This is a genomic window from Streptomyces sp. NPDC088766 (genome assembly GCF_044750845.1).
Classification (GTDB): domain Bacteria; phylum Actinomycetota; class Actinomycetes; order Streptomycetales; family Streptomycetaceae; genus Streptomyces.
The window spans coordinates 438,887-465,329 of sequence record NZ_JBIVKQ010000002.1; the positions used below are offsets into that span (position 1 = coordinate 438,887).

The window sequence follows — 26,443 nt, forward strand, 5'->3', positions numbered from 1 at the left end:
GACTCACATGGCACTCCGGTGACGGCACCGACACCATGGTCCCGTCACCGGCAGGCTGAAGGGATCCAGGATGTTCCGCAAGGTGCTGGTCGCCAACCGTGGCGAGATCGCGATCCGGGCGTTCCGCGCCGGCTACGAGCTGGGCGCGCGCACCGTCGCGGTGTTCCCGCACGAGGACCGCAACTCGCTGCACCGGCTGAAGGCCGACGAGGCCTACGAGATCGGTGAGCCGGGGCACCCGGTCCGGGCCTACCTGTCCGTGGAGGAGATCGTCGGCGCGGCGCGCCGGGCGGGCGCGGACGCCGTGTACCCCGGCTACGGGTTCCTCTCCGAGAACCCCGAACTGGCCCGCGCCTGCGAGGAGGCGGGCATCACCTTCGTCGGGCCCGACGCCCGCACCCTGGAACTGACCGGGAACAAGGCCAGCGCGGTCGCCGCCGCCCGGGCCGCCGGCGTACCCGTCCTCGGTTCCTCGCAGCCCTCCGACGACATCGACGAACTGCTCCGCGCCGCCGGGACCATCGGCTTCCCGATCTTCGTCAAGGCGGTCGCCGGCGGCGGCGGACGCGGCATGCGGCGCGTCGAGGACCCCGACCGGCTGCGCGAGTCCATCGAGGCCGCGTCCCGCGAGGCGGCGTCCGCGTTCGGCGACCCCACCGTCTTCCTGGAGAAGGCCGTCGTCGACCCCCGCCACATCGAGGTGCAGATCCTCGCGGACGGCGAGGGCGACGTCATCCACCTCTTCGAACGCGACTGCTCGGTCCAGCGCCGCCACCAGAAGGTCATCGAACTGGCGCCCGCCCCGAACCTGGCACCGGAGCTGCGCGACCGGATCTGCGCCGACGCCGTCCGCTTCGCCCGCGAGATCGGCTACCGCAACGCCGGCACCGTCGAGTTCCTCCTCGACCGCGACGGCAACCACGTCTTCATCGAGATGAACCCGCGCATCCAGGTCGAGCACACGGTCACCGAGGAGGTCACCGACGTCGACCTCGTCCAGGCCCAGCTGCGCATCGCCTCCGGCGAGACCCTGGCCGACCTCGGCCTGTCGCAGGACACGGTCACCCTGCGCGGCGCGGCCCTCCAGTGCCGCATCACCACCGAGGACCCCGCCAACGGCTTCCGGCCCGACACCGGCCGCATCAGCGCCTACCGCTCGCCGGGCGGATCCGGCATTCGCCTCGACGGCGGAACCACCCACGCCGGTACGGACATCAGCGCCCACTTCGACTCGATGCTCGTCAAACTCACCTGCCGGGGCCGGGACTTCCCCACCGCGATCAACCGCGCCCGGCGCGCCGTCGCCGAGTTCCGCATCCGCGGCGTCGCCACCAACATCCCGTTCCTCCAGGCCGTCCTCGACGACCCCGACTTCCGGGCCGGGCGGGTCACCACCTCGTTCATCGAGGAACGCCCGCACCTGCTCACCGCCCGCTCCTCCGCCGACCGCGGCACCAAGCTGCTCACCTACCTCGCCGACGTCACCGTGAACAAGCCGCACGGCGAACGGCCCGACCTGGGCGACCCCGTCACCAAGCTGCCCCCGCTGCCCGCCGCCGAGCCGCCCGCCGGCTCCCGCCAACTGCTCGTCGACCTCGGGCCCGAGGGCTTCGCCCGCCGGCTGCGCCAGTCGCCGACGCTCGGCGTCACCGACACCACCTTCCGCGACGCCCACCAGTCGCTGCTCGCCACCCGCGTGCGCACCAAGGACCTCCTCGCCGCCGCCCCGGCCGTCGCCCACACCCTGCCCCAGCTCCTCTCGCTGGAGTGCTGGGGCGGCGCCACCTACGACGTCGCCCTGCGCTTCCTCGCCGAGGACCCCTGGGAGCGGCTGGCCGCCCTGCGCGAGGCCGTCCCCAACATCTGCCTCCAGATGCTGCTGCGCGGCCGCAACACCGTCGGCTACACCCCCTACCCCACCGAGGTCACCGACGCCTTCGTGCAGGAGGCCGCCGCCACCGGCATCGACATCTTCCGCATCTTCGACGCCCTCAACGACGTCGGCCAGATGCGCCCCGCCATCGACGCCGTACGCGAGACGGGCACCGCGATCGCCGAGGTCGCCCTCTGCTACACCTCCGACCTCTCCGACCCGGACGAACGCCTCTACACCCTCGACTACTACCTGCGCCTGGCCGAGCAGATCGTCGAGGCCGGCGCCCACGTCCTGGCCGTCAAGGACATGGCGGGCCTGCTGCGCGCCCCGGCCGCCGCCACCCTCGTCACCGCGCTGCGCCGCGAGTTCGGCCTGCCGGTGCACCTGCACACCCACGACACCGCGGGCGGCCAGCTCGCCACCTACCTCGCCGCCATCCAGGCCGGCGTGGACGCCGTCGACGGCGCCGTGGCCTCCATGGCCGGCACGACCTCCCAGCCGTCGCTGTCGGCACTGGTCGCCGCGACCGACCACTCCGAGCGCCCCACCGGCCTCGACCTCCAGGCCGTCGGCGACCTGGAGCCGTACTGGGAGGGCGTCCGCCGGATCTACGCTCCCTTCGAGGCGGGCCTCGCCTCGCCCACCGGCCGCGTCTACCACCACGAGATCCCCGGCGGACAGCTGTCCAACCTGCGCACCCAGGCCGTCGCGCTCGGCCTCGGCGACCGCTTCGAGGACATCGAGGCGATGTACGCAGCCGCCGACCGCATCCTGGGCCGCCTGGTGAAGGTCACCCCGTCGTCCAAGGTGGTCGGCGACCTCGCCCTGCACCTCGTCGGCGCCGGCGTGTCCCCGGGCGACTTCGAGTCCCACCCCGACTCGTACGACATCCCGGACTCCGTCATCGGCTTCCTGCGCGGCGAGCTCGGCACCCCGCCCGGCGGCTGGCCCGAGCCGTTCCGCACCAAGGCCCTGCGGGGCCGCACGGAGGCCAAGCCCGTCGCGGAGCTGACCGGCGAGGACCGGGAGGGCCTGGAGAAGTCCCGCCGCGCCACCCTCAACCGGCTGCTGTTCCCCGGCCCCACCCGCGAGTTCGACACCCACCGCCAGACCTACGGCGACACCAGCGTCCTGGACAGCAAGGACTTCTTCTACGGACTGCGGCCGGGCAAGGAGTACGCCGTCGACCTCGAGCCCGGCGTGCGGCTGCTGATCGAACTGCAGGCGGTGGGCGAGGCCGACGAGCGCGGCCTGCGCACCGTGATGTCCTCCCTGAACGGCCAGCTCAGGCCCATCCAGGTCCGCGACCGGGCGGCCGCCTCCGACATCCCGGTCACCGAGAAGGCCGACCGGTCCAGGCCCGGCCACGTCGCGGCGCCGTTCGCGGGCGTGGTGACCCTGGCGGTCGCCGAGGGCGACGAGGTGGAGGCCGGCGCCACGGTCGCCACCATCGAGGCGATGAAGATGGAGGCCACCATCACCGCCCCGCAGGGCGGCCGGGTCAACCGCCTGGCCGTCAACCGCATCCAGCAGGTGGAGGGCGGCGACCTGCTCGTCGAGGTGGGCTGAACCGGCCGGGGCGGGCCCGGCCCGCCCCCGCGGCCGGCCGCTCCCCGCCGGCCACGTACCGCCCGGAGCCCTCGTCGTACCTCCTGCGGGACGTCGGGGCCGGCCCGCACGCCGGACGGTTCCCGCGCCTCGCGCGGACGGGACGCCACCGGCTCCGACAGGCGGTGGTGCGGGCCGGGTTCCCCGGGGGCCGCCTGTGCGGCAGGGCCCGCGAAGTCGGCCCGATCCGAACGGGAGGCCCTACGCGTCGGCCGTGCCGCGCGGCCGCACCAGCCCGCTCTCGTACGCCAGGATCGTGGCCTGCACGCGGTCGCGCAGCCCCAGCTTGGACAGCAGGGCGTTCACGTGGGTCTTCACCGTGCCCGTGGTCACCCCGAGCGCGGCGCCGATCTCGGCGTTGGCCAGCCCCGCCGCGATGTGCAGCAGGACCTCCTTCTCCCGGGGCGTGAGCGAGGACAGCGCACCGGTGACGGCGGGCGGCTGCGGGGCGCCCTGCGCGAAGGTGCCGATCAGGCGGCGCGTCACGGTCGGGGCCAGGATGCCCTCGCCGGCGGCGACGACCCGGATCGCGGACAGCAGGTCCTCGGGCATGGCGTCCTTCAGCAGGAACCCCGACGCGCCCGCGCGCAACGCCTCGTAGACGTAGGCGTCCAGGTCGAAGGTGGTCAGCACCAGCACCCGCGGCCCGTCCGGCACCGCGGTGACGAGACGGGTCGCGGTGAGGCCGTCCATGCCGGGCATGCGGATGTCCATCAGCACCAGGTCGGGCCGCTCCTCGGCGGCCAGCGCCACCGCCGACGCCCCGTCACCGGCCTCGGCGACCACGGTCAGATCGGGTTCGGCGTCCACGATGGCGGCGAATCCGGCACGGACGACGGCCTGGTCGTCGACGACCATCACACGCGTGACGACGGGGACACCTCCTGAACGGGCTCCGGACCCGGCCGGGCCGACAGCAACGCCCTTACGATACCGGGCGCTTCGAGCACGATCCGCCCCGCCCCGGCGGCGACCCGCGCCCGCAGCCGCTCGGCCACCGGCCCGGTCACCGCCAGCGGCACGCCCGACACGGTGACCCGCAGCGTGTCCCGGTGCCGCCTGAGCGTGACCCGCGCCGGACCCTGGTCACCCGCGCCGAGCGCCGTCTCCACGATCCCGTACGCCGACAGCGCCACCGAGGGCGGCAGGTCCCGCCCGGCCTTCGGCAGGCCCCGCACCGTCACCCGGCGGCCCGACGAGGACAGGTCCCGGCACAGCGAGACGAGGTCCGCGGCTGCGGGCGCGGGGGAGTGACGCTGCCCAAGGTCCTCGGACCCGCCCAGACTGTGCAGGAGTTCGCGCATCGCCGACAGCGCCGCCCGGGCCTCCGTGGCCACCTCGTCCAACTGCCCCTGCCGGGCCCGCTCGATCAGCGCGGCCGTGCGCTCCAGTACCGCGTCGCGCAGTTTCGCCGCCAGCCGCCGCCGTTCCGCGTCCGCCGCCCGCTCCGCGTGCCACAGCGAGGTGGCGAGCGCGTGGTCGTCGAGGGCCAGCACCCGCAGGCGCCTGCGGCGCACCGCCAGCCCGGCACCCCACAGAGCGGCGAACACCCCGGCCGTCATGACGACCAGCGGCACGAACACCACCACGGCGGTGAGCCGTACCGATGCCGCCCCCGTCAGTCTCCCCTCCACCGCGGCCGTCACCACCACGACCGCGGAGAGCGACACCGCCGACACCCCCGAGGCCGGCCAGGTCCGGGCGGCGCCACGGCCGTAGACACCCATCGCGTACACGGCGAGCAGCTCCGCGACGGCTCCGACGTCGAAGAACCGCGACACCCGCACCGGGACGTCGGCCACGACGACCGTCACCGGCCACAGCCACGACGTGGCCAGCACCCCGAGCAGAGCCGCCCACGGGGCACGACGGCGCCACAGCAGCGGCACCGCGTGGACCGTCAGCAGCGCCGCCAGGACGAACAGCGCGGGCAGGGCGGCCCGCAGGCTCGCGCCCGTCCAGTCCTCCGCGGCGACCAGCGCGGACACCAGGGGCAGTGCCGCCGCCGAGAACACCAGCACCGGATCGGCCAGCCGTTGCTCCCGCAGTACGTGCCGGCGTCCGGCCCCCTCGGCCGGGCTCCGGGGCCCGGCGGTGTCGGGCAGCGCGGCCCGGACCCGCCAGCCCCCGTCCGGCCGGGGACCTGCGGTCAGTTCCCCGCCGACGGCAGCCGCCCGCTCCCGCATCCCCGCGAGCCCGCGCCCCGAGCCGAGACCGCCGACTCCGGGCGGGGCGGAGCCGCGCGGCGGGGCGTTGTCCACGGTCAGCTCCAGGACGCCGTCCCCGCGCCGGACGCCGACGCGGGCGGCGCAGCCCGGCGCGTGACGCAGGGTGTTGGTGAGGGCCTCGCGGACGATCCCGTGGATCGCCTCCGCGGCGGGACCGGCCAGGTCGTCGGGGAGATCGGCCTCGATCGGCCGGCCCAACCGTCCGAAACCGGCGATGAGTTCCTCGATCCGGGCGGTCATCGGGCGGGATTGCGCGCCGTCGTCGGTGTCCCACAGCAGCCCGACGAGCCGTTGCAGCGAGGTGAGCGTCTCGGCGCCGGTGCGCTGCGCGAACGACAGGGCCTCCGCCGTCAGCTCCGGTCTTCCCGGACCCAGTCGGCGGGCGGCGTCGGCGCTGATGACGACGGACGTCAGATGGTGTGCGCTCACGTCGTGCAACTCGCGTGCCAGCCGCCGCCGTTCGGTGTCGGCCGCCCGCCGCCGGGCCTCCTCCGCACCGGCCAGCCGCCGGGCGACGGCCGACCGCCCGTCGAGCCACTGGCGCCGGCCCTCGCCGAGCCCCGCGCACACCAGGTACACCAGCGCGCCGAGCGCCCATTCCGAGGCGAGGGCCGGCCGGACCCCGATGTCCGCGAACGACAGCAGCCACTCGACGCCGACGGCCGCGGCGACCGCGCGGACGGTCACCGGCACGGGGCGGCGGACGGCGACCGAGTACAGCGAGACCAGCGTGCCCAGGCCCAAGTAGCCGTCTCCCCAGACCACATGGCCGGCCACCAGGGTGCCCAGCGTCCAGGCCAGGCACCGCACCGGCGCCTGCCGCCGACGGCCCAGAGCGACGGTCTCGGCGGCCAGGACGGTCAGGGCGGCCGCGAGCCGGACCGGCCCCGGCGCGTCCGCGCCGGCCATGTCGGGGCCGGTCGCCCACCAGGTGAGCTGTCCGGCCGCGAGCAGGGCGGGGAGCAGCCAGTTGCGTATCGTGTCCATGTCGCGACGAGCGTAGGCCGCGCCCCGGCCGGGCCGCACCCGTCGCCGGTACGAGGCCGCCCTCTACCCTGCGATGGAGGCGCCGTTCCTGCGCCGGGCCGATGTCCGGGAACCGGCGGTCGGCGAGGATGGCCGCCATGACCAACCCGCCCGTCCCCGGACCGCCTCCGCTCCCTCCCCGTCCCGTCGCCGTCCCGCAGCCGGGCCACTTCGCCGTCCCGCAGCCGGGCCACCTCGTCGTCCCGCCGGGCCACTTCGCCGTCCCGCCGGACCACTTCGCCGTCCCGCCGCCCGGCCACCTCGCCGAACCGCTCGGCCACCACCGGCTGGCCCGCGTCGCGGCCCGTCACCGATGGTGGCGGCCCGTCCTCGGCACCCTGTTCCTGGCGGTGGCGTACACACTGACGACCGGGCTGCTCTACGCCCTCGTCTCCGTCGTGGGAGCCGCGCGCGGCTACCCCGAAGGCCCGGACGGGACCGTGGAGTTCGGGCCGGTGACGACCACCGCCGTCGACCTGACGATGCTCGCCGTCGCCATCCCCCTCGTGCTCCTCGCGGTCCGGTGGACCGGTCGCCGCCCGGCCGGCACGGTCTCCTCAGTGACGGGCGGACTGCGGTGGCGGTGGCTCGGCCTGTGCGTGCTCGCGGCCCTGCCGATCCTCGCCGTGACCGGCGGGGCGATGCTCCTGCTGCCCGCGGAGGACGGGCCGCCGCAGAGGTGGGCGGGCTGGGAGGTCTTCGGGCCGGCCCTGGCCGTGCTGGTCCTGCTGGTCCCCTTCCAGGCGGCGGCCGAGGAGTACGTCTTCCGCGGCTGGCTCACCCAGGCGGTCGGCGCCTTCGTCCGCTCGCCCTGGATCGCGGTCCTGCCCCAGGCGGTGCTGTTCGCCGCCGCCCACGGCTGGGGCACGCCGTGGGGCTTCGCCGACCTGGTGGTGTTCGGGGCCGTCGCGGGCCTGCTGACCGTGCGGACCGGCGGGCTGGAGGCGGCCATCGGCCTGCACGCCGTCAACAACCTCTTCGCCTTCGCCGCCGCGGCCGCCGTCGTCGACGGTCTGAAGAGTGAGGAGACCGCCGCCGACCTGCCCTGGCAACTCGTCGTACTCGACCTGGCCGGAGTCGCCCTCTACACCGCCGCCGTCCTGTGGCTGGCCCGGCGGCTGCGACCGGCGCGCAGCGTCCCGGCACCGCTGCCGCCCGCCCCGCCACCGCTGCCGCCCCTCCCGGCCCCGCTCCCGCCCACCCCCGCACTTCTCCCGCCCGCCCCGGCCGGACACGTCCCCGCGCCGCTCCCCGGCTTTCCCGTCCCCCACGGCGTCCGCACGGACGTACCGGATCTGCCCCCGGGGACACCTCCCTCTGCCTTCCCGTCCGGTGACTCCGCCCGCGGCCCGCGCTAGCGTCCGCCCGTGAGCACGAGCAACTCCCCCCGACGGCCGGTGACATGAACGAGAACGGGGCCGTCGAGACGCGCCCGCAGGAGGGCTCTGCCGGGGAGCGGTTCCCCGGCGCCGCCGGAGAGCCGTCCGCCGCCGGCCACTCGCCGTCCGCCGCGGCGGAACCTCCCGCCGGGCAGCGGCGGTCGGCGGACGCGGACCGGGACACGGCCGTCACGGCCGTCGACCGGCCCTCCCTCCCCGCCGCCGAACCGCTCCCCGGACAGGACGAGTCCGCGGACGCCGGCCCGTCCGGCGGTCCCGGTGCCGCTCCCGCTCCGCCCGCCTCCGCCGACCGCCCTCGACGCCGCGGCCCCGGACCCTTCACCCTGCTGGTGCTGCCCGGTCTGCTCACGCTGTCCGCGGTGGCCGGGGTCCTCGCGCTGACCGGTGGGCTCCCCTCGGACCGGACTCCCGGCGCGGACGGGCGACAGGTCACCGTCCCCGGGATCGACGAGTCCTACGTGCCGTGGCTGCGCAAGGCCGCGGCCGGCTGCACCGTCGTCACGCCGTCCGTGCTCGCCGCGCAGATCGACCAGCTCTCCGGCTGGCGGGACGACACCGGCCGGCTCTCCGGCGAGCAGGGCATCGCCGGGTTCACGGAGGCGGAGTGGCGCGCCTGGGGCAAGGACGACGACGGCAACGGCAGCTCCTCGCCCCGCGACCACGCCGACGCCATCATGGCGCTCGGCCGCCAGGACTGCGCCCTCGCCGCGGAGATCACCGGCCTGAGGACCGACGGCACCGTCACCGGCGACCTGGTGGACCTCACCCTGGCCGCGTACGCCGTGGGCAGCCGCGAGGTCGCGGCGGCCGGACGGGTGCCCGCGGGGGCCCGGACCTACCTGGCCGAGGTGAAGCGGCTCGTGCCGCGCTACGCGGCGTTCGACCGCGAGGCCCCGGCCGGCGGCGGACCCGCGGACGCGATCCTGGCCCCACCCGTGACGACCCTCGTCATCACGTCGCCGTACGGCTCCCGCGAGCATCCCCTCACCGGCGTGACCAAGTTGCACACCGGCGTGGACTTCGGCGCCCCGCAGGGCGCGCAGGTCACCGCCGCCCGCGACGGCACGGTCGTCTTCGCGGCGATGACCAGGGCGTACGGCAACCGCGTGGTCATCGACCACGGCACCGTCGACGGCAAACGGCTGGAGACCACCTACAGCCACCTCTCCGTCCTCGGCGTCACCGTCGGGCAGGGCGTGCGGACCGGCACCCCGATCGGCCGGGTCGGCTCGACGGGCCTGTCCACCGGCCCCCACCTGCACTTCGAGGTCGTCTACGACGGCTACTACGCCGACCCGCAGCCCTGGCTCGCCCTCGGGGACTGAACGCCGGTGGACCCGGCGTCCGCTCACCCCGCCACGACCGTCTCCCAGGTGTCGACGGCGTGGGGCAGGGTCGTCCCGTTGCGGGCGTACCGCCGTGGGGCGCCGGCGGCGTGGGAGGTGTCCACACCCACACCCAGCCCCACCGCGCCGGCGCCCAGGCCGTCCCCCACCCGAGGGGCGCACACGGCGAGGCAGTGAGCCCTGTACGCGCCCCCACGGGCGTGGGCAGAATGCGCTCTGCCCGTGACCACATGGCGGAGGCGTCGGTTCCGCACCGCCGGCCTCCCCGGGAAGGAAGGTCGGCCGCCGTGTTGTTGCGTCTTCCCACCTCCGTGTCCGAAGCGCAGGAATGCCTCGCCGAGGGTGCCGTACCGATAGGCGGGGCCACCCTTGTGTGGGCCACCTGGCAGCGCGACGGCTTTCCCGAACTGGCCATGTCGCTCAGGGAGTTGCCCGAGGCCAACGAGGTCGGGCGCGGGACGCTGGGAGCGGCCGTGGTGCTGCACCGCATCGGCGGCGAGGCGCCGGAGGTGCTGCGCGGGGCGGCCGCCGGCGTCGGCACCGGAGCCGTGCGCAGGACCGCCACCGTCGGCGGCAACATCGTCGGCAGCACGCTGCGGTGTCTGCTGCCCGCCGCCCTCGTCCTGGACGCGCGGGCCACGGTCCTCGAGTCCGACCGGGTGTACGAGACCGATCTCGCCGAGACCGTGGCCAAGCGCCACCTCATGCTCGGACTGCGCTGGCGCGACCCCGTCGTGAGCGGCTACCACAAGGCTCCCGCGGACGCGGGCGGACCGCCGCCCTTCGTCGTCGCGACCGCCGTCCACGCCGACGGCGACGGCCGCCGGCTCCTGCGGGTCGCCGCCCGCGACGGCTACGAGGTGCTCAGCGAGAGCGTCCCGTGCGCGGCCGGTCCCGACGAGGCGTTGCACGTTCTGGACCGCACGGAGTTGGGCGCCCTGCCCGCCGAGGCCCGTGCGGTCGTCCACCGGCAGGTCACGGACGTCGTGGCCCGCTCCGCCGAGGTCTGACCGGGACGGGCGCCGCGACGCGAGCCCCGGCCGGACGCCGGGCCTGCCGGTACGCCGGGCCTGCCGGTACGGCGGTCGTCGTCGCCGTACCGGCAGGCGGTCACGTCCGTCTCACGGGAACTGCGTGATCTTGGACGGGACGGTGTCCGTGCCCGAGGTCGGCGCCCCGGTGTCGTTGACCACGTGCGCGTACTGGCCCTTGCCGCCCAGGGAGATCACCTGGAGGCTGTGCAGCCTCACCCCCGGTTTCACCGGGACCTGGAAGCCGTGGTGCTGCACGATCGAGGGGTCGGACGTGAAGTTGCAGTAACTGCCCAGCCCCCAGGCCTCGTGCTCGTTCACCGTGTCGGCCACCTTGTAGGCCGCGTAGCCGACGATGCCGTCGTGGGTGACGGCGGCCGCGTTCGGGACGTCGTAGGCCTTCTCGTTCTGGAAGAAGACCGTCCGCCCGCGTTCGCCGTTCCAGACGACGTCGTACTTGTTGAAGTGCTCAACGAACAGTCCCGTGGTCAGGACGTCGTCGCCGTTGACCCGCAGGCCGTAGTCGGCGCGGTTGGTCTCCCAGCCGACGCCCTCGCCGTGGTCGGCGCGCCAGATCCAGGTGTGGTCGATGACCACGTCGTCACTGTTGACCACCACCGAGTCGGTCGCCAGGCCGGGGCCGGCGCCGCCGATGCGGACGAACACGTCCTGCATGGTGGTGGGGTTGGCCGCGTGGTCGGCGCTCGACCCGGCCGGGCCGATCCGCAGCAGCGCGTCGGAGCGGACCGCGCCCGCGTCGATGAGGAACCCGGCGAGCCGGACGCCGTCGACGTCGGCCACGTGCATCGCGTCCACGCCGCCGTCGGGCACGAGCGTGGCCAGGCCGAGACCCAGCACGACCGTGTCGGCGCGGTTCACCTCGATCGCGCGGTCGAGGTGGTAGACGCCGGGCGTGAACAGCAGGTGCAGGCCCTGGGCGAGCGCGGCGTTGACGGTGGCGGCCGTCACGCCCGGCTTGGCGACGTAGAACCGGCTCAGCGGGATCGAGGTGCCGCCCGCGTTGGCCGGCCAGGACACCCCGCGCGCGTCGGTGCGCTTGGCGGGCACGAACACCTTGTAGTCGTCGCCGTCGAGGTACAGGAACGGCTTCTCGCGGGAGACCGGGGTGGTGTCCAGCGTGGTGTAGGGGCCGGTGTCGAAGTTGGTGGCCGGGGCGCCCTGGACACCGGTGAACGTCATGTTCCACACGCCGTTGGTCCAGCCGCCGACCGAGCTGTCGCGGGTGTACCACTGCTGCTGGGAGTACGGTCCCACGGTGCCGTCGATCTTCGAGTCGGCGATGTAGCCGCCGGAGGCCCAGCCGTAGCCGTTCGGCGCGAGGTTGAGGCCGCCCTGGACGTGGATCCGGCGGAACGGCGCCGCCTGCGCCACCGCCCACCGGTCGGTGCCGTTGACCGGGCGGACGGCCAGGTTCTCCGCCGAACGCCAGAAGTTCTGGGTGGCGTTGCCGTTGAACCAGCCCGCGTCGACGGTGATGTCACCGTTGATCTGCGTGTCGTCGGGGTTGAGCCCGAGCCCGGAGATCGAGGTGTAGAAGCCGAGCTGGGCGTTGATGCCGTTGTACGTGCCGGGTTTCAGCAGGAACTGGTAGCGCCCGGAGCCGAACTGGTTCGACTCCTGCTGGGCGAAGACCTGGTCGAACTTCTGCTGGAGGTTCGGGGTGCCCGGGTCCACGACGATGACGTTGGGCCCCAGGTCGCCGCCGCCCTGGACGGGGGGCGTGCCGCCGGTGCCGGTGTGGACGGCGACCTCCCACAGCGAGTAGCCGTACGGCGTGGCGCGGGTGGTGCCGTTGATCCGCACGTAACGGCCGGAGCCGCTGACGTCGTAACCCGCCCTGCCCCCGGTCGCGTCGGTCACGCTGCGCAGGGTGTTCCAGGTCTGTCCGTCCGCGGAGGCCTGGATCTGGAAGTCCTTCGCGTGGGCGGCCTCCCAGTTCAGGTCGATCCCGCACAGGTCCCGCACCGAGCCCAGGTCGACCCGCAGCCACTGGGGGTCGGAGGCCTGGCTGGACCAGCGGGTGCCGTCGTCGCCGTCGAACGCGGCGGATGCGGGGGTGCCGGCGTTCTCCGTCGAGGAGGCCGTGGCGGGCCTGCCCTGCGCCGCGTTCGCGGTGTCGCAGGTGCCGGGAGCGGTACCGCCGGGGGTGCCGTACACCTGGAACTCCCAGAGGGAGTAGCCCCAGGCGGTGGCCCGGTGCACGCCCTGCATCCGGACGTAGCGGCCCTGGCCGGACACGTCGTGGGCGTCGGTGCCGCCGTCGCCGCCGGTGACCGTCCTCAGGTCGGTCCAGCTGCTGCCGTCCGCCGAGATCTGGAGCCGGTAGTCCTTCCCGTAGGCGGTCTCCCACTGGAGGACCACCCGGGTGACGGTGGCGGTGGCACCCAGGTCGACCTGGAGCCACTGCGCGTCCGTGGCGGCGGAGGACCACCGGGTGCCGGTGTTCCCGTCCACGGCGAGGGCGGCGGCGGTGCCGGCGTTCTCGGTCGACGACGCGGTGGCCGTCCGGCCCTGGGAGAGCAGGGTGTCGGCCGCTGCCGCGGGTGGCTGGGTCGTGGGAAGGGCGAGCAACGCCGCCGTGGCGGCGAGCGCGACACCCAGGGATCTGAGTCTCATGCTGGTTCCCTGCGGGGTGAGTGCGGGTGGGTACGGACGGGTGGGTGCGGGTGGGTGCGGGTGGGTGAGTACAGGTGGGCACGGACGGGTGCGGGAGCGCGCGGGTTCGGCGCGGTGTGAACAACCCGTCGGAACAGCGGCTTAGTTCACGACTTGATTTAACTGATGACTTCTCTGGTCCGGCAAGCCCCGTGAAGCAGGAAACTTTTCGGGCGGTGACCGCGGCCGACTCGCCGCGGTCACCGCCGTGTGCAGAAGATGACGCCCGGTTGACCCGGCCCCGCGGAGACCGGACCCGGCCCTGCGGACACCTGGCCCGTTCCCGGCGCCCCGCTCAGGTCTCGCGCACCGGCGCGTAGACCTCCGGTTGCAGCCCGAACGTCCAGGCGACCCCCGCACGGGCCGTCAGGGTCGACGGCGGCACCCGCAGCCAGTAGGTGCGCCGGGTGCCGTCCGGCTCCGGCGTGGAGTTGAGGACCTCCACCATCACCACCGGCTCGTCGCCGTCGAGGTCGATCCGCCACAGGGTCCCCGTGGCGTCCCGGTGCAGCGGACGCGCCCCGGAGTCGGTCAGATAGCGGTCGTAGCCGTAGTGCTCCAGCATCACCCGGCGCAGCTCGGCGTTCTCCTCGGCCCGGATCCGCTCCGGCGTCAGGGCCGTCAGCTCGTCGAGGAACGCGGCGGGCACCGGCATGCCGCGCCAGGCGTACAGGGCGAAACCGTCGGGATACGCCAGCGCCGGGCCGTCCCCGCGGTCCAGTCGGCCCGCCTCGTCCCGGTGCAGCGCGACCGGACGTTCGCACACCACCGCGACCTCGGCGAACGGCCACCACCAGCCGGCCGTGCGGCACACCGCGGCCAGCCCGTCGAGCGGCTCCCGGTCGGTGGGGAACGCCGCGAGCCACGGCGCGTCGTGCTGCCCGAGCACGGCGTCCAGCAGGAGCAGCCGCACCTCGGTCTCCGCGGCCCGGCCGCCGGGGCCGGTCCCGCCCGCCGACTCCTCCAGCACGCCCCGCCGGATCCGCTCGACCAGGGCCTGTGTGGTCTCCCACAGGCGGCCACCCGTCGCCGCCCAGTGCGCCGCCCACCCCGCCGCCCCCAACTCGTCGTGCAAACGCGCCCGTTCGTTTGCCCAAGGAGCGGTGCGAACCGTCTCGCGGACACTGGGGCCGCGGTCCCGCAGCGTGCGTATCAGGGCGACCGCCTCGCGCGGGGAGGCGGCCCACAGCACCCGTTCCGGCTCCGCGAGCCCGGCCCGCCGGTACGCCAGCCGGACACCGGCCTCGGCGGCCGGGCGGTCGGCGGGCACGGCCGCCGCCGCGCACGCGCGCCACAGGCCGACCTCCCCGGCGGCGTCCCGGGTGTCCGCCGCGCCCCGCGTACCCGTGGTGCCGCGGGTGTCCGCGGTCTCCTGCACGTCCGCCGCGTCCATGGTGTCCGCCGTGTCCATGGTGCCCGTGCCGGTCATCCGTTCCTCCGTCACCTTCGTCTTCGTCCCCACCCGCTCAGTCCGCCACGATCCGCACGGACCCCGGCACGTACTCCCGCTGCCGGATCACCCGGAACCACCCCTTGGGCAGCGGGATCACCGCATGTTCCTCGTGCACCACCCGGCCGCCCTGCGGCAGATGCAGCAGCAGTGGGCCGAACGGCCCCGGCTCCCGCACCAGTTCCCCCGGCCCGACGACCGCGTGGGCGTGCCCGGTGACCTCGCCCAGCGCCAGCACCAGCCGGCCCCGCCGGTCGCGCGGCTCCTTGGGCGCGGCGGCGACGTGCGCGGGCACGGCCTCCTCCGCCACCGGAACGATCAGCACGTCTCCCTGCCGGTACACGAACGGCCCTCCCTCCCGCCGGCGCGGGACGCGCCGGACTCATGACGCAGACCGTAGGCGCCCCCACTGACAACGCCCGGGACCACGTCCGGCCGGACCGCGCCCCGACCACCGCCCCGCCACCGGTCCTGTCAGTGCCTGTTGGTAGAACTGCGGTCACCACGGAACGCACCCTCTTCCTCCCCAGGAGCAGCCGCATGACCATCGGTGACCACCTCGACGCGCTGTACCGGCTGCCCGCCTACACCTTCCCGGGCCCCGACGCGGCGACCGGCGACCTCCCCGAGGCGGAGGCCTTCGCCTGGCGCGTCACCAGCGACGTGTACGACGCCGACGAGGAGTGGACGCAGGCCTTCGCCCGCTTCTGCGCCGCCGTCGACACCACCCGCGTGCGTGCGCTGATCGTCGGCGCCTGGCAGGAGGCGTACGACAGCGAGCCCACCGCCGTCGTCGAGGCGCTGGTGGCGGCCCGCGAGCGGTTCCCCGCGCTGCGGGCCCTGTTCGTCGGGGACATGGTGATGGAGGAGTGCGAGATCTCCTGGATCAACCAGACCGATCTGACGCCCCTCCTCGCGGCCTACCCCGAACTGGAGGAGTTCGGCGTCCGCGGCGGCTCGGGCCTGCGTTTCCCGGCGCTGAAGCACGGCGCCCTGCGCCGGCTCACCATCGAGTCCGGCGGTCTGCCCGCGGAGGTCGTGCGCGGCATCGGCGCCAGCGACCTGCCCGCGCTGGAGCACCTCGACCTGTGGCTGGGCACCCCCGACTACGGCGGCGACAGCGAGGTCGCCGACCTGGAGCCGATCCTGTCCGGCGCCCGCCTGCCGCGCCTGCGCCACCTGGCCCTGCGCAACAGCGAGATGCAGGACGCCGTCGCCGCGGCCGTCGCCTCCGCACCGGTGGTCGCCCGCCTGGAGGTCCTGGACCTGTCCATGGGCGTCCTGACCGACGAGGGCGGCGCCGCACTCCTCGCCGGACAGCCCCTCACCCACCTGAAGAAGCTCGACCTCCACCACCACTACCTCAGCGAGGCCCTGACGGACCGGATCCGCCGTACCGTCGAGACCGAGGGCGTCGAGGTGGACCTCGACCGCGACGACGCCGACGAGGACCAGGACGACGACGGCACGGTGTGGCGGTACGTGGCCGTGGGGGAGTGAACACCCCCTGAGCACTCCCCTCGGCACACCCCGGAACACCCCTGCACCGGGCAGGCACCCGAACACCCCACGAGAGGACGTCATGCAGCGGCCGGCCTCCCCCCGGCGGCCCCGCTTCGCGGTCGTCGGCAATCCCGGGAACCGCCGCGTCACCCTCTTCGCGGACGCCGTGCGCGCGGCCGGCCTGCCGGCCCCGCGCGTGGTCGCCTGGGCGGAGGTCCTGCGCGCCGGCGGAGCCGATTTCGGCCCCGAGGAGATCGTCCGGATCGACTCACCGGGCGAGAACGCGGACGTCGACCGGCTGCTGCGCGGCACCGCCGACCCCACCCGCGTCGAGGGCTCGGCCCGCTGGTACGCCGGTTTCACCGCCGCGCTCGCCGGCCTGCGCGGCGGCATCCGTCTCGACGATCCCGACGACCTCCCCGTGCTGTTCGACAAACGGCGCTGCCACGCCGTCCTCGACGCCGCCGGCGTACCGGTCCCGGCCTCGCCCACCTCGGGCCCCGCGGCCGCCCCGGTACGCGGCTGGGACGACGTACGGGCGCTGATGCGGGAGCACCGGATGCCGCGGCTGTTCGTCAAACCCGCGCACGGTTCGTCCGCGTCGGGCGTGCTGGCCGTGGAGACGGGCGGACCGGGCCGGATCAGGGCCACCACCTCGGTGGAACTCACCTCCGACGGGCGCCTGTTCAACTCGCTCCGGGTCCGCCGCTACCAGGACGAGCGGGACATCGCGGCCGTCGTCGACGCGCTCGCCCCCGACGGCCTGCACCTGGAACGCTGGCTGCCGAAGGCCTCCCAGCAGGGCCGCGCCGCCGATCTGCGGGTCGTCGTCGTGGCCGGTCGCGCCACCCACGCGGTGGTGCGCACCAGCCGCTCGCCCCTCACCAACCTCCACCTCGGCGGCAGCCGCGGCGACCTCGAAGCGGTCCGGCAGGCCGTGGCGGCGGCGGGCGCCCGCTGGTCCGACCTGCTCGGCGTGTGCGAACGGGCCGCCGCCTGCTTCCCCCGCACCCTCTGCGTCGGAGTCGACCTGCTGCCGGCCGTCGACTGGCGCAGAGCCGCCGTCGGCGAGGTGAACGCCTTCGGCGACCTGCTGCCCCGGCTCACCGGCCTCCCCGGCAGCGGCGCGGAGGGCCTCGACACCTACGCCACCCAGGTGGCCGCAGCCCTGGGCGGCGCCCCCGCCCGCCACAGAACAGGAACACCCCATGCGTGACCCGGACCCGAACCAGCCGGACCCGGACCAGCCGGACCCGGACCAGCCGGACATGAACCAGGTGGTGGGCAGCCACGACCTCCTTCTCGTCACCCTCGACACCCTCCGCCACGACGTCGCCGCCGAACTCGCCGCCGCCGGCCGCCTCCCCCACCTGGCCCGCCACCTCCCCGGCGGCCGCTGGGAGGAGCGGCACGCCCCCGGCAGCTTCACCTACGCCTCCCACCAGGCGATCTTCGCCGGGTTCCTGCCCACCCCGGCCGCCCCCGGACCGCACCCGCGCCTGTTCGCGGCGAGCTTCGCCGGCAGCGAGACCACCGCCGACAGGACCTTCGTCTTCGACACCCCCGACCTCGTGTCCGGCCTGGCGAAGGCGGGCTACCACACCGTGTGCGTCGGGGGAGTGGGCTTCTTCAACAAGCAGGGCCCGCTGGGCTCGGTGCTGCCCGGCCTGTTCCACGAGTCCCACTGGGCACCGGAGTTCGGCGTCACCTCGCCCCGCTCCTTCGAGAACCAGGTGGCCCGCGCCGAACGCGTCGTACGAGAACTACCCGGCGAACAGCGCCTGTTCCTGTTCGTCAACGTCTCCGCGCTGCACCAGCCGAACTGGTTCCACCTGCCCGGCGCGACCCGCGAGTCCGGAGACACCCGCGCGTCGCACGCCGCCGCGCTGGAGTACGTCGACCGGCACATCGGCCGGCTGTTCGCGGCGGCGAGCAGCCGGCGCCGCTGCTTCGCGATCGTCTGCTCCGACCACGGCACCGCCTACGGCGACGACGGCTACACCGGCCACCGCCTCGGCCACGAGTCGGTGTGGACCGTGCCCTACGCCCACTTCTTCCTCGACCCCGCACCCCGTCCGACGGAGGCCACCGGATGACCACCGCCGAGCCGACCACCGAGCCGACCACCGAGCCGATCAGCGAGCCGACCACCCGCACCAGCCCCTACCAGCACTACGTCTACGCCTACCCGCACAAGACGGCCTACCGCGCACTCCCCGACCGCCCCGCGCTGAGCACCCTGTGGGCGGCCGAACCCAAGGACGCCCTCTCCCTCTACCTGCACATCCCGTTCTGCGAGGTCCGCTGCGGCTTCTGCAACCTCTTCACCCGCATCGGCGCCCCCGACGGCCTGACCGGCGCCTACCTCGACGCGCTCGAACGCCAGGCCGGCGCCGTACGGGAAGCGCTCGGTGACACCGACGAGGTGCGCTTCGCCACCGCGGCCTTCGGCGGCGGCACCCCCACCTTCCTCACCGCGGCCGAACTGGACCGCCTCTGCGACATCGCCGAGCACCGCATGGGCGCCGACCTGCGTGCCGTCCCCCTGTCCGTCGAGGCCTCGCCCGCCACCGCCACCGCCGACCGGCTCGCCGTCCTGGCCGGCCGCGGCGCCACCCGGCTCAGCCTCGGCGTGCAGAGCTTCGTCGACTCCGAGGCCCGCGCCGCCGTGCGCCCGCAGCGCCGCGCCGACGTCGAGGCCGCCCTCGGCCGGATCCGCGACGCCCGCGTACCGGTCCTCAACATCGACCTCATCTACGGCATCGACGGGCAGACCGAGGACACCTGGCGCCACTCCCTCGACGCGGCCCTGGCCTGGCGCCCCGAGGAGCTGTACCTCTACCCCCTCTACGTCCGCCCCCTCACCGGCCTCGACCGCCGCCGCGGCGGCCCCGACCCGGAATGGGACGAACAGCGGCTGCGCCTGTACCGGGCCGGCCGCGACCACCTCCTCGCCCACGGCTACACCCAGCGGTCCATGCGCATGTTCCGCCGCACGGACGCCCCCTCCCAGGGCGCCGACGACTACGCCTGCCAGACCGACGGCATGATCGGACTCGGCTGCGGCGCCCGCTCCTACACGGCCCGCCTGCACTACTCCTTCGACTACGCCGTCGGCATGCACGAGGTCCGCGCGATCATCGACGACTACGTCTCCACCACCGACTTCGCCCACGCCGAGGTCGGCCACGCCATGGACGGCCACGAGGCGCGCCGCCGCCACCTCCTGCAGTCCCTCCTCCAGGCCGACGGCCTGCGCACCGACGACTACCGGGCCCGCTTCGGCACCACCCCCGCCGACGACTTCGGCCCCGAACTCGAACGCCTCGCCGACCAGGGCCGGCTGACCGGCGACCCGGCCGTCCTCCGGCTCACGCCGGAGGGCCTCGCCCACTCCGACGCGATCGGCCCCGCCCTGTTCTCCCCGGCCGTACGGGCCGCCATGGCCGCCTACGAGAGGAAGTGAGCACCGGTCATGGACCTGACCCTCCTCTACCGCGGCCCCCTCGCCTCCTGCGACTACGACTGCCCCTACTGCCCGTTCGCCAAGCGGCGCGACACCGGCGCACAGCTCCGCGCCGACCGCGCCGCCCTGGAGCGCTTCGCCGACTGGGCCGCGCGGCAGACCGACGACCGCCTCTCCCTGCTGTTCACCCCCTGGGGCGAAGGCCTGGTCCGCTCCTGGTACCGGCGCACCCTCGCCGACCTGTCCCGGCTCCCGCACATCCGCCGGGTCGCCATCCAGACCAACCTCAGCTGCCGCACCGACTGGCTCGCCGACGCGGACCCCGAAACCCTCGCCCTGTGGTGCACCTACCACCCCGGCCAGACCCCCTACGACCGCTTCCTCGCCAAGTGCCGCGACCTCGCCACGCGCGGCATCCGCTTCAGCGTCGGCGTCGTCGGCCTGCCGGGCCACCTCGAAGCGGCCCGCCGCCTGCGCGCCGACCTCCCCGACCACGTCTACCTGTGGATCAACGCCGCCGACGGCCACACCTACAGCGACGCCGACGCCGCCCGGTGGACGGACCTCGACCCGCTGTTCCCGTACAGCCGCCACCCGCACACCAGTGCCGGCCTGCCCTGCCGCACCGGCGACTCCGTGGTCTCCGTCGACGGCGAGGGCACGGTCCGCCGCTGCCACTTCGTCCCCGCCCCCCTCGGCAACCTCTACGACGGCTCCTACCGCGCCGCGCTGCGCCCCCGCCCCTGCCCGCTGGCCGTCTGCGACTGCCACATCGGCTACGTCCACCTGGAGACGCTGCCCCTCTACGACGTCTTCGCGGGCGGCGTGCTGGAGCGGATCCCGGCCGCGGTGCCCTCCCGGCACGCCGTCGACCTGCCGAGTCCCGTGCCCGCGGGCCCGCGGGAGGTTTGATCCGGCGGATCGTGTCAACCGGGTAGGCATGACCGAGTCGACGCGGGAGATCGAACGGAAGTACGAGGTGCCGGCGGCGGGTGACCTTCCCCGCCTGTCCCGGCTGACCGGCGCGGGCACCGGCTGGTCGCTCGCCGACGGGGGCCGCCACGACCTGGACGCGGTGTACTACGACACCGCCGACCTGCGCCTGCTGCGCGCCTCTGCCACCCTGCGCCGCCGTGAGGGCGGCTCCGACGCCGGCTGGCACCTGAAGCTGCCGCTGGGCGGGGACACCCGCGAGGAGATCCGCGCCCCCCTCGGGACGAACGATCACGGCAACCCGGGCGACATCCCCGACGCCCTGCGGGACCTGGTGCTCTCCCGGACCCGCGGCGCCCGCCTCGAACCGGTGCTGCGCCTGCGCACCGACCGGACCGTGCGCGAACTGCTCGACGCCGACGGCGGCCTCCTCGCCGAGCTGACGCTCGACCGGGTCCGCGCCGATTCGCTGCGCGGCGACCGCGGCCACACCTCCTGGACGGAGCTGGAGGTCGAGGCGGTCGCCGAGGAACCCGCCGCCACCGTGCTGAAGCGGGTCGAGAAGGCGCTCGGCAAGGAGGGCTTCACCCGCTCGGCCGCCCCGTCCAAGGCGGTCCGCGCCCTGAACGACACCGTGCCCGGCGCCCTGCCCGCCCCGCAGTCGACCCCCGGTACCGCCGGCACCCCCGGTACCGCCGGCACCCCCGGTACCGCCGGCGCGCACGTGCTCGCCTACCTGACCCGGCAGGTCCGGGCGATCGTCGACCTCGACCCGGCCGTACGACGCGGCCTGCCGGACTCGGTGCACCGGATGCGCGTCGCCTGCCGCCGGCTGCGCAGCTGCCTGCGCTCCTACCGTCCGCTCCTCGACCGCGCGGTCACCGAGCCGGTCCGCGCCGAACTGAAGTGGCTCGGCGGTGAACTGGGCGCCGAACGCGACCAGGAGGTGCTGCTGGAACGGCTGCGCGGCGGCGTCGACGCGCTGCCCGGCGAACTGGTCCTCGGCCCGGTCTCCGCCCGCCTCCAGATGTGGGACGCCGCCCGCTCGGCCGAGGCCCGCGACCGCACTCTCACGGCACTGTCCTCGCCCCGCTACGTGACCCTCCTGGAGACACTGGACCGGCTGACCACCCACCCGCCGCTGCGCCCGAAGTCCGCCCGGAAGCCGGCCGAGGTCCTGCCCGGGGCGCTCCGCAAGGAGCACGACCGCCTCGCCCGCCGCCTCGAGCGCGCCCTGCGCACGCCCACGGGCCCGGAGCGCGACGCCGCCCTCCACCAGGCCCGCAAGGGGGCCAAGCGGGTCCGGTACGCGGCCGAGGCGGCCCGGCCGGCCCTCGGCGGCACCGCGAAACGCCTCGGCAGGCACGTCAAGGCCGTGCAGCAGGCGCTCGGCGACCACCACGACAGCGTCGTGGCCCGCGAGACCCTCCGCCGCCAGGCCGTGGCGGCCCACCGGGCCGGCGAACCCGGATTCACCTGGGGGCTGCTGTACGGCCGCGAGCAGGCCGGGGCCGCCGACCGGGAACGGGAGCTGCCGGAGCTGTGGCGGGCGGCCGAGCGCGGCGGCGGGCGCCGGGCGAAGCGCTCCTGACGCCCCGCACCCGGCGCGCGAAGGGCCGCGCCCGCACCGTCGACGACACGGTGCGGGCGCGGCCTTCTCGGGACTGCGGTACCACGGGTCAGGACGCGTCGGTCACGTCCGTCACCCTCCAGCGCTGGTTGGAGCCGGAGTTGGGCGGCCAGGTCGTGACGGCGGCGCCCTCGTGGGTCGCCTGGCCGCCGACCTCGAGGACCCGGCCGGTGGCGGGGTTCACCAGGGTCCAGGTCCCGTCACCGGTGGTCGACATGATCCACTCGGTGGCGGGGTCGCGCTCACCGGTGTCGGGTTCGACCACGGGCACGTTGTCACGGACGGCCAGCCGCCTGCCCTCGGCCGGGTTGGCGAACACGTAGCGCTGGCGGGCGCCGGTCTCGCCGTACCGGGCGTCGAGCTGCCACTGCTGGGCGACGGTGCCGTTGCCGGTGCCGAGGACCAGGCCGGTGCCGTTCGCGGCGACGGTGACCGCCTTGCCGCTCTGCACGCCGGTCAGCGTGTAGGTGTGGCCCTTGCGGATCAGCGGGGCGTCCTTGGCGACGCCGGAGACTCCCTCGACGGTGAAGGAGGTCACCGACTGGGCGGGCACGGTGAACGTGGCCCTGCCGTCGGCGACCGCGATCGGCGCCTGCGGCCGGAGCCTGCCGTCGGCGCTGGTGACCACCGGGGTGACGGTGGCGTCCTTGCCGATCCTGCGGAACTTCGACAGGTCGAGGGTGACCGTGCGGGCCTCGGTCGTGCTGTTGACGTGGACGAGCGAGGCGCCCTTGCCGTCCGCGGTGACGGCGGCGGCGCTGGAGGTGTCGTCCACCTTGATCAGCCGGTCGCCGGGCTTGATGAAGTGCGTGAAGTTGCGCGCGGTGTCGAACTTGGTGTTGGTGTATATCGGGCAGGACTCCAGCGTGTCCTCGGAGGTGCAGCTGAACGGGAGCTGGATGCTGCCCCAGTTGCCGCCCTTCGCGGACTCGCCGCCCGGCCTCATGTTGTCGTGGTCCTCGACCGGCTGCCAGAACACCCAGGCCTTGGGCTCCAGTTCGCGCAGGTCGTTCACGATCTGCTGGGCGAGCCCGAGACCGGGGCGCATGTCGGTGAAGCTCTGGCCGTCGCCCCAGTCGCCCTCGACCTCGCTCATCCACAGCGGCTTGTCCGCCGCCTTGGCCAGGTCCCGCACGGTGGTGCGCTGCCCGGTGCCGTAGGTGTGGACGTTCATCTGGTCGACGAGGTCGCGGGAGGCCTGCGAGTAGGAGTTCCAGTTCGTGGCGAAGATGCCCGGGTTGGTCTCGTCCATCGCCGAGATGTCCGCCTTGACCTTCGCCTTCTTCAGCGCCGGTGCCAGGGCGGCGAGGACCTGCTGCTGGACGGCCGGGCCGATGTGGGCGCCCTCCTGGCGGCCGCCGACCGGCTTGCCGTCCGCACCGAGACGGGTGCCCCAGTAGTTGGTGTTCGGCTCGTTGAAGGGGTCGATCGTGTCGACCTTGATGCCCTCGGCCTTCTCCAGCCGTTTCGTCGCCCCCGCCAGATAGGCGGCGAAGTCGTCGACGGACTCCGGCTTGAGCTGCTCGGCACCGGAGTCGAACCCGCCGGAGACGTAGCCGCTGACGGTCATGAACCACGGCGGGGAGTTGCTGAACGTCTCCCAGTGGTCGATGTCGTTCTTGATCCGGTCGACCCACCAGCGCTGGGTGGCGTCGGCGTCCTCGTTCCAGTCGGCCGGGTCGTCGGCGCTCCACCAGTCGGTGTCCTCACGGGTGGTGCCCGCGGGCGCCTTCCACCAGCCCTCGACGGCGCCGCCGGCCCGCAGGTAGTCCTCGACGTCCGGGGCGTTGCCGCCGCCGATGTTGTACCGGGCGATGTTGAGCGCCAGCCCGTCGTCGTCGAAGAGGAGCTTCGCGAGCTTCTCGCGTATCTCGGCCGGGTAGTCGCCGGTCGCGTTGGCGAACCAGACGAGGCTGGTGCCCCATCCCTCGAACTTCTCCTGCCGGTACGACGGGTCCGGCGTCACGGTGACGGCCGCGGCGGCCTCGGCCTGCGCCGGAACGGCGAGCAGGGCGGCCCCCGTCGCCAGGGCGGTCAGTAAGGCGGCCCCGAGGGTCCGTCTGCTGCGGGTACGGCGTGCCATCTGTTCTCCCAACTGCGGTGCGGTCGCTGCATGGGCCCCTCCCGCCGGTGGGGCGGGAGGGCATGGCCCTCGGCACGGGTGCGTGCCGTGCCGAGGAGTCGTGCGGTGGGTGTGGCGCTCGCCTCAGCCGGCGCTCTGGCGCAGTACGGCCACCTCGCGCGGCCCGAGGACCAGGGCGCCGTCGGTGCCGCCGGCGCCGACCAGGACGTCCCCGGCCAGTCCGGTCACGGGCACCGTGTCGTCGGTGCGGTTCACCAGGAACAGGAAGCGTCCCGCGTCCCCGCGCCGGACGGTCAGTTCGACCCGGCCGCGTGCCTCCTGCGGAAGCTCGCTCGCGACCCCGGCCGGCTCCAGCAGCCGCGGCAGCAGCGACACCAGGCCGTCGACGCCGAGGCGGGTGGAGACGTAGGACGCCGAACCCTCCCCGGTGGTACGGCGGGTGACGGCGGGCCGTCCGGCCTGCGCACCGGTGCGGTAGCCAGCCAGGACCTGCGTGTCGGCGTCGGCGACGGTGATCCGGTCGGTCCACAGGGTGCCCGTGGTCCCGTCGTCCAGCTCCACGCTCTCCCCGGCCAGCAGCGGCCCGAACTCCTCCACGCGGATGCCGAGCAGCTCGCGCAGGGCGCCGGGGTAGCCGCCCAGCCAGACGTGGTCGTTCTCGTCGACGACACCGGAGAAGTACGTGGTGATCAGGTGACCTCCCCGCTCGGCGTACCGGGTCAGCTCCTTGGCCAGCTCGGCGGGGACCACGTGCAGCACCGGTGCGATCAGCACCTGGTGGCGGGAGAGGTCGGCGCGGGTGGTGACGAGGTCGGCGCGGACACCGAGGGCGAGGAGCGCCGAGTACCAGTCGAGCGCCTCCTGCCGGTAGTCGAGCAGGGAGGTGGGGTGCGAGTCCTGCTCGCTGGCCCACCACGACTCCCAGTCGTACAGGATGCCGACCCGGGCGGTCTCCCGCTCGGTCCCGGCGACCGGCGCGAGGGTCTTCAGGGTGGCGCCGAGCGCGGTCACCGCGCGGAACAGGTCGCTGTCGGCGCCGGCGTGCGGGACCATCGCCGAGTGGTACTTCTCGGCGCCGGCCGCCGACTGCCGCCACTGGAAGTAGCAGACCGCGTCCGCGCCGTGCGCCACGTGCAGCAGCGCGTCACGGGCGAGCTCGCCGGGCCGCTTGGCCACGTTGACCGGCTGCCAGTTCACGGCGCTGGTGGAGTGCTCCATCAGGAACCAGGGCCGCCCGGCGGCGATGCCGCTCGTCAGGTTCGCCGAGAAGGACAGCTCGTCGCGGTCCTGCGGCCCGGGGTGGACGTAGTGGTCGTTGGAGACGAAGTCGATCTCGTCGGCCCAGTCCGCGTAGTTCATGCCCTTGGTGTTGCCCATCACCATGAAGTTCGTGGTGACCGGCACTTCGGGGGTGAGCTCGCGGAGGATCTCCCGCTCGGCGCGCAGGTGGTCCTTCAGCGCGTCCGAGGAGAAGCGCTTGAAGTCCAGCTGCTGCGTCGGGTTGGGGTGCGAGGCGGCCAGCCGCGGCGGCAGGATCTGCTCCCAGTCGCTGTAGCGCTGCGACCAGAACGCCGTGCCCCACGCGTTGTTGAGGGCCTCCAGCGTGCCGTAGCGGGCGCGCAGCCAGCCGCGGAAGGCGCGGGCCGCGTCGTCGGAGTAGTCGTAGACGTTGTGGCAGCCCAGCTCGTTGGAGACGTGCCAGGCGACCAGCGCGGGGTGGTCCTTGTACCGGGCCGCCAGCTCCCGCACCAGCCGCAGGGCGTGCTCGCGGAAGACGGGGGAGGTGGGACGCCAGTGCTGACGGGCGCCCGGCCACACCGTCTCGCCGTTCGCCGTCACCGGCAGGATCTCCGGGTGGGCGGTGGTCAGCCACGGCGGCGGGGAGGCGGTCGCGGTGGCCAGGTCGACACCGATGTCATGGGCGTGCAGGAGGTCCATGACCTCGTCGAGCCAGCCGAAGTCCCAGGTGTCGTGCGTGGGCTGGATCCGGGCCCAGGAGAAGATCGCCACGGACACCACGGTGACGCCGGCCTCACGCATCAGCCGGACGTCCTCCTCCCACACGTCCCGTGGCCACTGCTCGGGGTTGTAGTCGGCGCCGTAGGCCAGTCGGGGGGCGGGGTCACCGTCCGCTCCGCGGCGGCGGGAGTGGAGGGTGGAGATCATGGCGGTCCTTCCGGGGTGTGG

17 protein-coding genes are annotated in these 26,443 nt (G+C 74.4%); 10 read left to right on the forward strand and 7 right to left on the reverse strand.

Annotation, left to right across the window (positions count from 1 at the left end; genetic code table 11):
• The first annotated feature begins 70 nt into the window (after positions 1-70).
• Positions 71-3,445 (forward strand): pyruvate carboxylase, encoded by a 3,375-nt coding sequence (locus ACIP5W_RS04790; RefSeq protein WP_401466720.1) that lies wholly within the window; start codon positions 71-73, stop codon positions 3,443-3,445.
• A gap of 240 nt (positions 3,446-3,685) precedes the next feature.
• Here the strand turns inward: ACIP5W_RS04790 and ACIP5W_RS04795 are convergent, their stop codons facing one another.
• Positions 3,686-4,342 carry a response regulator gene (locus tag ACIP5W_RS04795; RefSeq protein WP_401466984.1) on the reverse strand — a complete coding sequence of 219 codons (657 nt, stop codon included), beginning with the start codon at positions 4,340-4,342 and terminating at the stop codon, positions 3,686-3,688.
• Positions 4,342-6,699, reverse strand: coding sequence for a histidine kinase (locus ACIP5W_RS04800; RefSeq protein ID WP_401466723.1), 2,358 nt, complete (start codon positions 6,697-6,699; stop codon positions 4,342-4,344). The genes ACIP5W_RS04795 and ACIP5W_RS04800 overlap by 1 nt, the downstream gene beginning before the upstream one ends.
• Positions 6,700-6,836: 137 nt before the next feature.
• Between ACIP5W_RS04800 and ACIP5W_RS04805 the strand changes: the two genes are divergently transcribed.
• The 3 genes from ACIP5W_RS04805 to ACIP5W_RS04815 all read left to right on the forward strand — a co-directional run bounded on the left by ACIP5W_RS04805 (position 6,837) and on the right by ACIP5W_RS04815 (position 10,494).
• Complete coding sequence (locus ACIP5W_RS04805) at positions 6,837-8,096, forward strand: lysostaphin resistance A-like protein (RefSeq protein ID WP_401466726.1); 1,260 nt, start codon at positions 6,837-6,839, stop codon at positions 8,094-8,096.
• A gap of 44 nt (positions 8,097-8,140) precedes the next feature.
• Entirely contained in the window at positions 8,141-9,463 is a 1,323-nt protein-coding gene (locus tag ACIP5W_RS04810; protein ID WP_401466729.1) for a M23 family metallopeptidase, read from the forward strand.
• A 308-nt stretch (positions 9,464-9,771) separates the two neighbouring features.
• A complete protein-coding gene (locus ACIP5W_RS04815) occupies positions 9,772-10,494 on the forward strand; it encodes an FAD binding domain-containing protein (protein WP_401466732.1) in 723 nt (240 codons plus the stop codon).
• A gap of 111 nt (positions 10,495-10,605) precedes the next feature.
• Here the strand turns inward: ACIP5W_RS04815 and ACIP5W_RS04820 are convergent, their stop codons facing one another.
• The 3 genes from ACIP5W_RS04820 to ACIP5W_RS04830 form a co-directional block, all read right to left on the reverse strand.
• Complete coding sequence (locus ACIP5W_RS04820; protein WP_401466735.1) at positions 10,606-13,152, reverse strand: discoidin domain-containing protein; 2,547 nt, start codon at positions 13,150-13,152, stop codon at positions 10,606-10,608.
• 334 nt (positions 13,153-13,486) lie between these two features.
• Complete coding sequence (locus ACIP5W_RS04825) at positions 13,487-14,620, reverse strand: DUF6745 domain-containing protein (RefSeq protein ID WP_401466738.1); 1,134 nt, start codon at positions 14,618-14,620, stop codon at positions 13,487-13,489.
• A 37-nt stretch (positions 14,621-14,657) separates the two neighbouring features.
• Positions 14,658-14,984 carry a hypothetical protein gene (locus ACIP5W_RS04830; protein WP_382795304.1) on the reverse strand — a complete coding sequence of 109 codons (327 nt, stop codon included), beginning with the start codon at positions 14,982-14,984 and terminating at the stop codon, positions 14,658-14,660.
• A 197-nt stretch (positions 14,985-15,181) separates the two neighbouring features.
• Here ACIP5W_RS04830 and ACIP5W_RS04835 point away from each other — a divergent pair, with 197 nt between their 5' ends.
• The 6 genes from ACIP5W_RS04835 to ACIP5W_RS04860 all read left to right on the forward strand — a co-directional run bounded on the left by ACIP5W_RS04835 (position 15,182) and on the right by ACIP5W_RS04860 (position 22,134).
• Positions 15,182-16,141 carry an STM4015 family protein gene (locus ACIP5W_RS04835; RefSeq protein ID WP_401466741.1) on the forward strand — a complete coding sequence of 320 codons (960 nt, stop codon included), beginning with the start codon at positions 15,182-15,184 and terminating at the stop codon, positions 16,139-16,141.
• A gap of 82 nt (positions 16,142-16,223) precedes the next feature.
• Complete coding sequence (locus ACIP5W_RS04840) at positions 16,224-17,360, forward strand: STM4014 family protein (protein ID WP_401466744.1); 1,137 nt, start codon at positions 16,224-16,226, stop codon at positions 17,358-17,360.
• A 52-nt stretch (positions 17,361-17,412) separates the two neighbouring features.
• Positions 17,413-18,240 (forward strand): STM4013/SEN3800 family hydrolase, encoded by an 828-nt coding sequence (locus ACIP5W_RS04845; protein ID WP_401466987.1) that lies wholly within the window; start codon positions 17,413-17,415, stop codon positions 18,238-18,240.
• Positions 18,237-19,610 carry an STM4012 family radical SAM protein gene (locus ACIP5W_RS04850; RefSeq protein WP_401466747.1) on the forward strand — a complete coding sequence of 458 codons (1,374 nt, stop codon included), beginning with the start codon at positions 18,237-18,239 and terminating at the stop codon, positions 19,608-19,610. The genes ACIP5W_RS04845 and ACIP5W_RS04850 overlap by 4 nt, the downstream gene beginning before the upstream one ends.
• Positions 19,611-19,619: 9 nt before the next feature.
• Positions 19,620-20,522 carry an STM4011 family radical SAM protein gene (locus tag ACIP5W_RS04855; RefSeq protein WP_401466750.1) on the forward strand — a complete coding sequence of 301 codons (903 nt, stop codon included), beginning with the start codon at positions 19,620-19,622 and terminating at the stop codon, positions 20,520-20,522.
• A gap of 28 nt (positions 20,523-20,550) precedes the next feature.
• Positions 20,551-22,134, forward strand: a complete 1,584-nt coding sequence (locus ACIP5W_RS04860; RefSeq protein ID WP_401466753.1) for a CHAD domain-containing protein — start codon at positions 20,551-20,553, stop codon at positions 22,132-22,134.
• A gap of 88 nt (positions 22,135-22,222) precedes the next feature.
• On the opposite strand, the gene ACIP5W_RS04865 is transcribed toward ACIP5W_RS04860, so the two are convergent.
• A complete protein-coding gene (locus tag ACIP5W_RS04865; protein WP_401466755.1) occupies positions 22,223-24,256 on the reverse strand; it encodes an RICIN domain-containing protein in 2,034 nt (677 codons plus the stop codon).
• Between the two features lie 123 nt (positions 24,257-24,379).
• Entirely contained in the window at positions 24,380-26,422 is a 2,043-nt protein-coding gene (locus tag ACIP5W_RS04870) for a beta-galactosidase (protein WP_401466758.1), read from the reverse strand.
• Between the last annotated feature and the right edge of the window lie 21 nt (positions 26,423-26,443).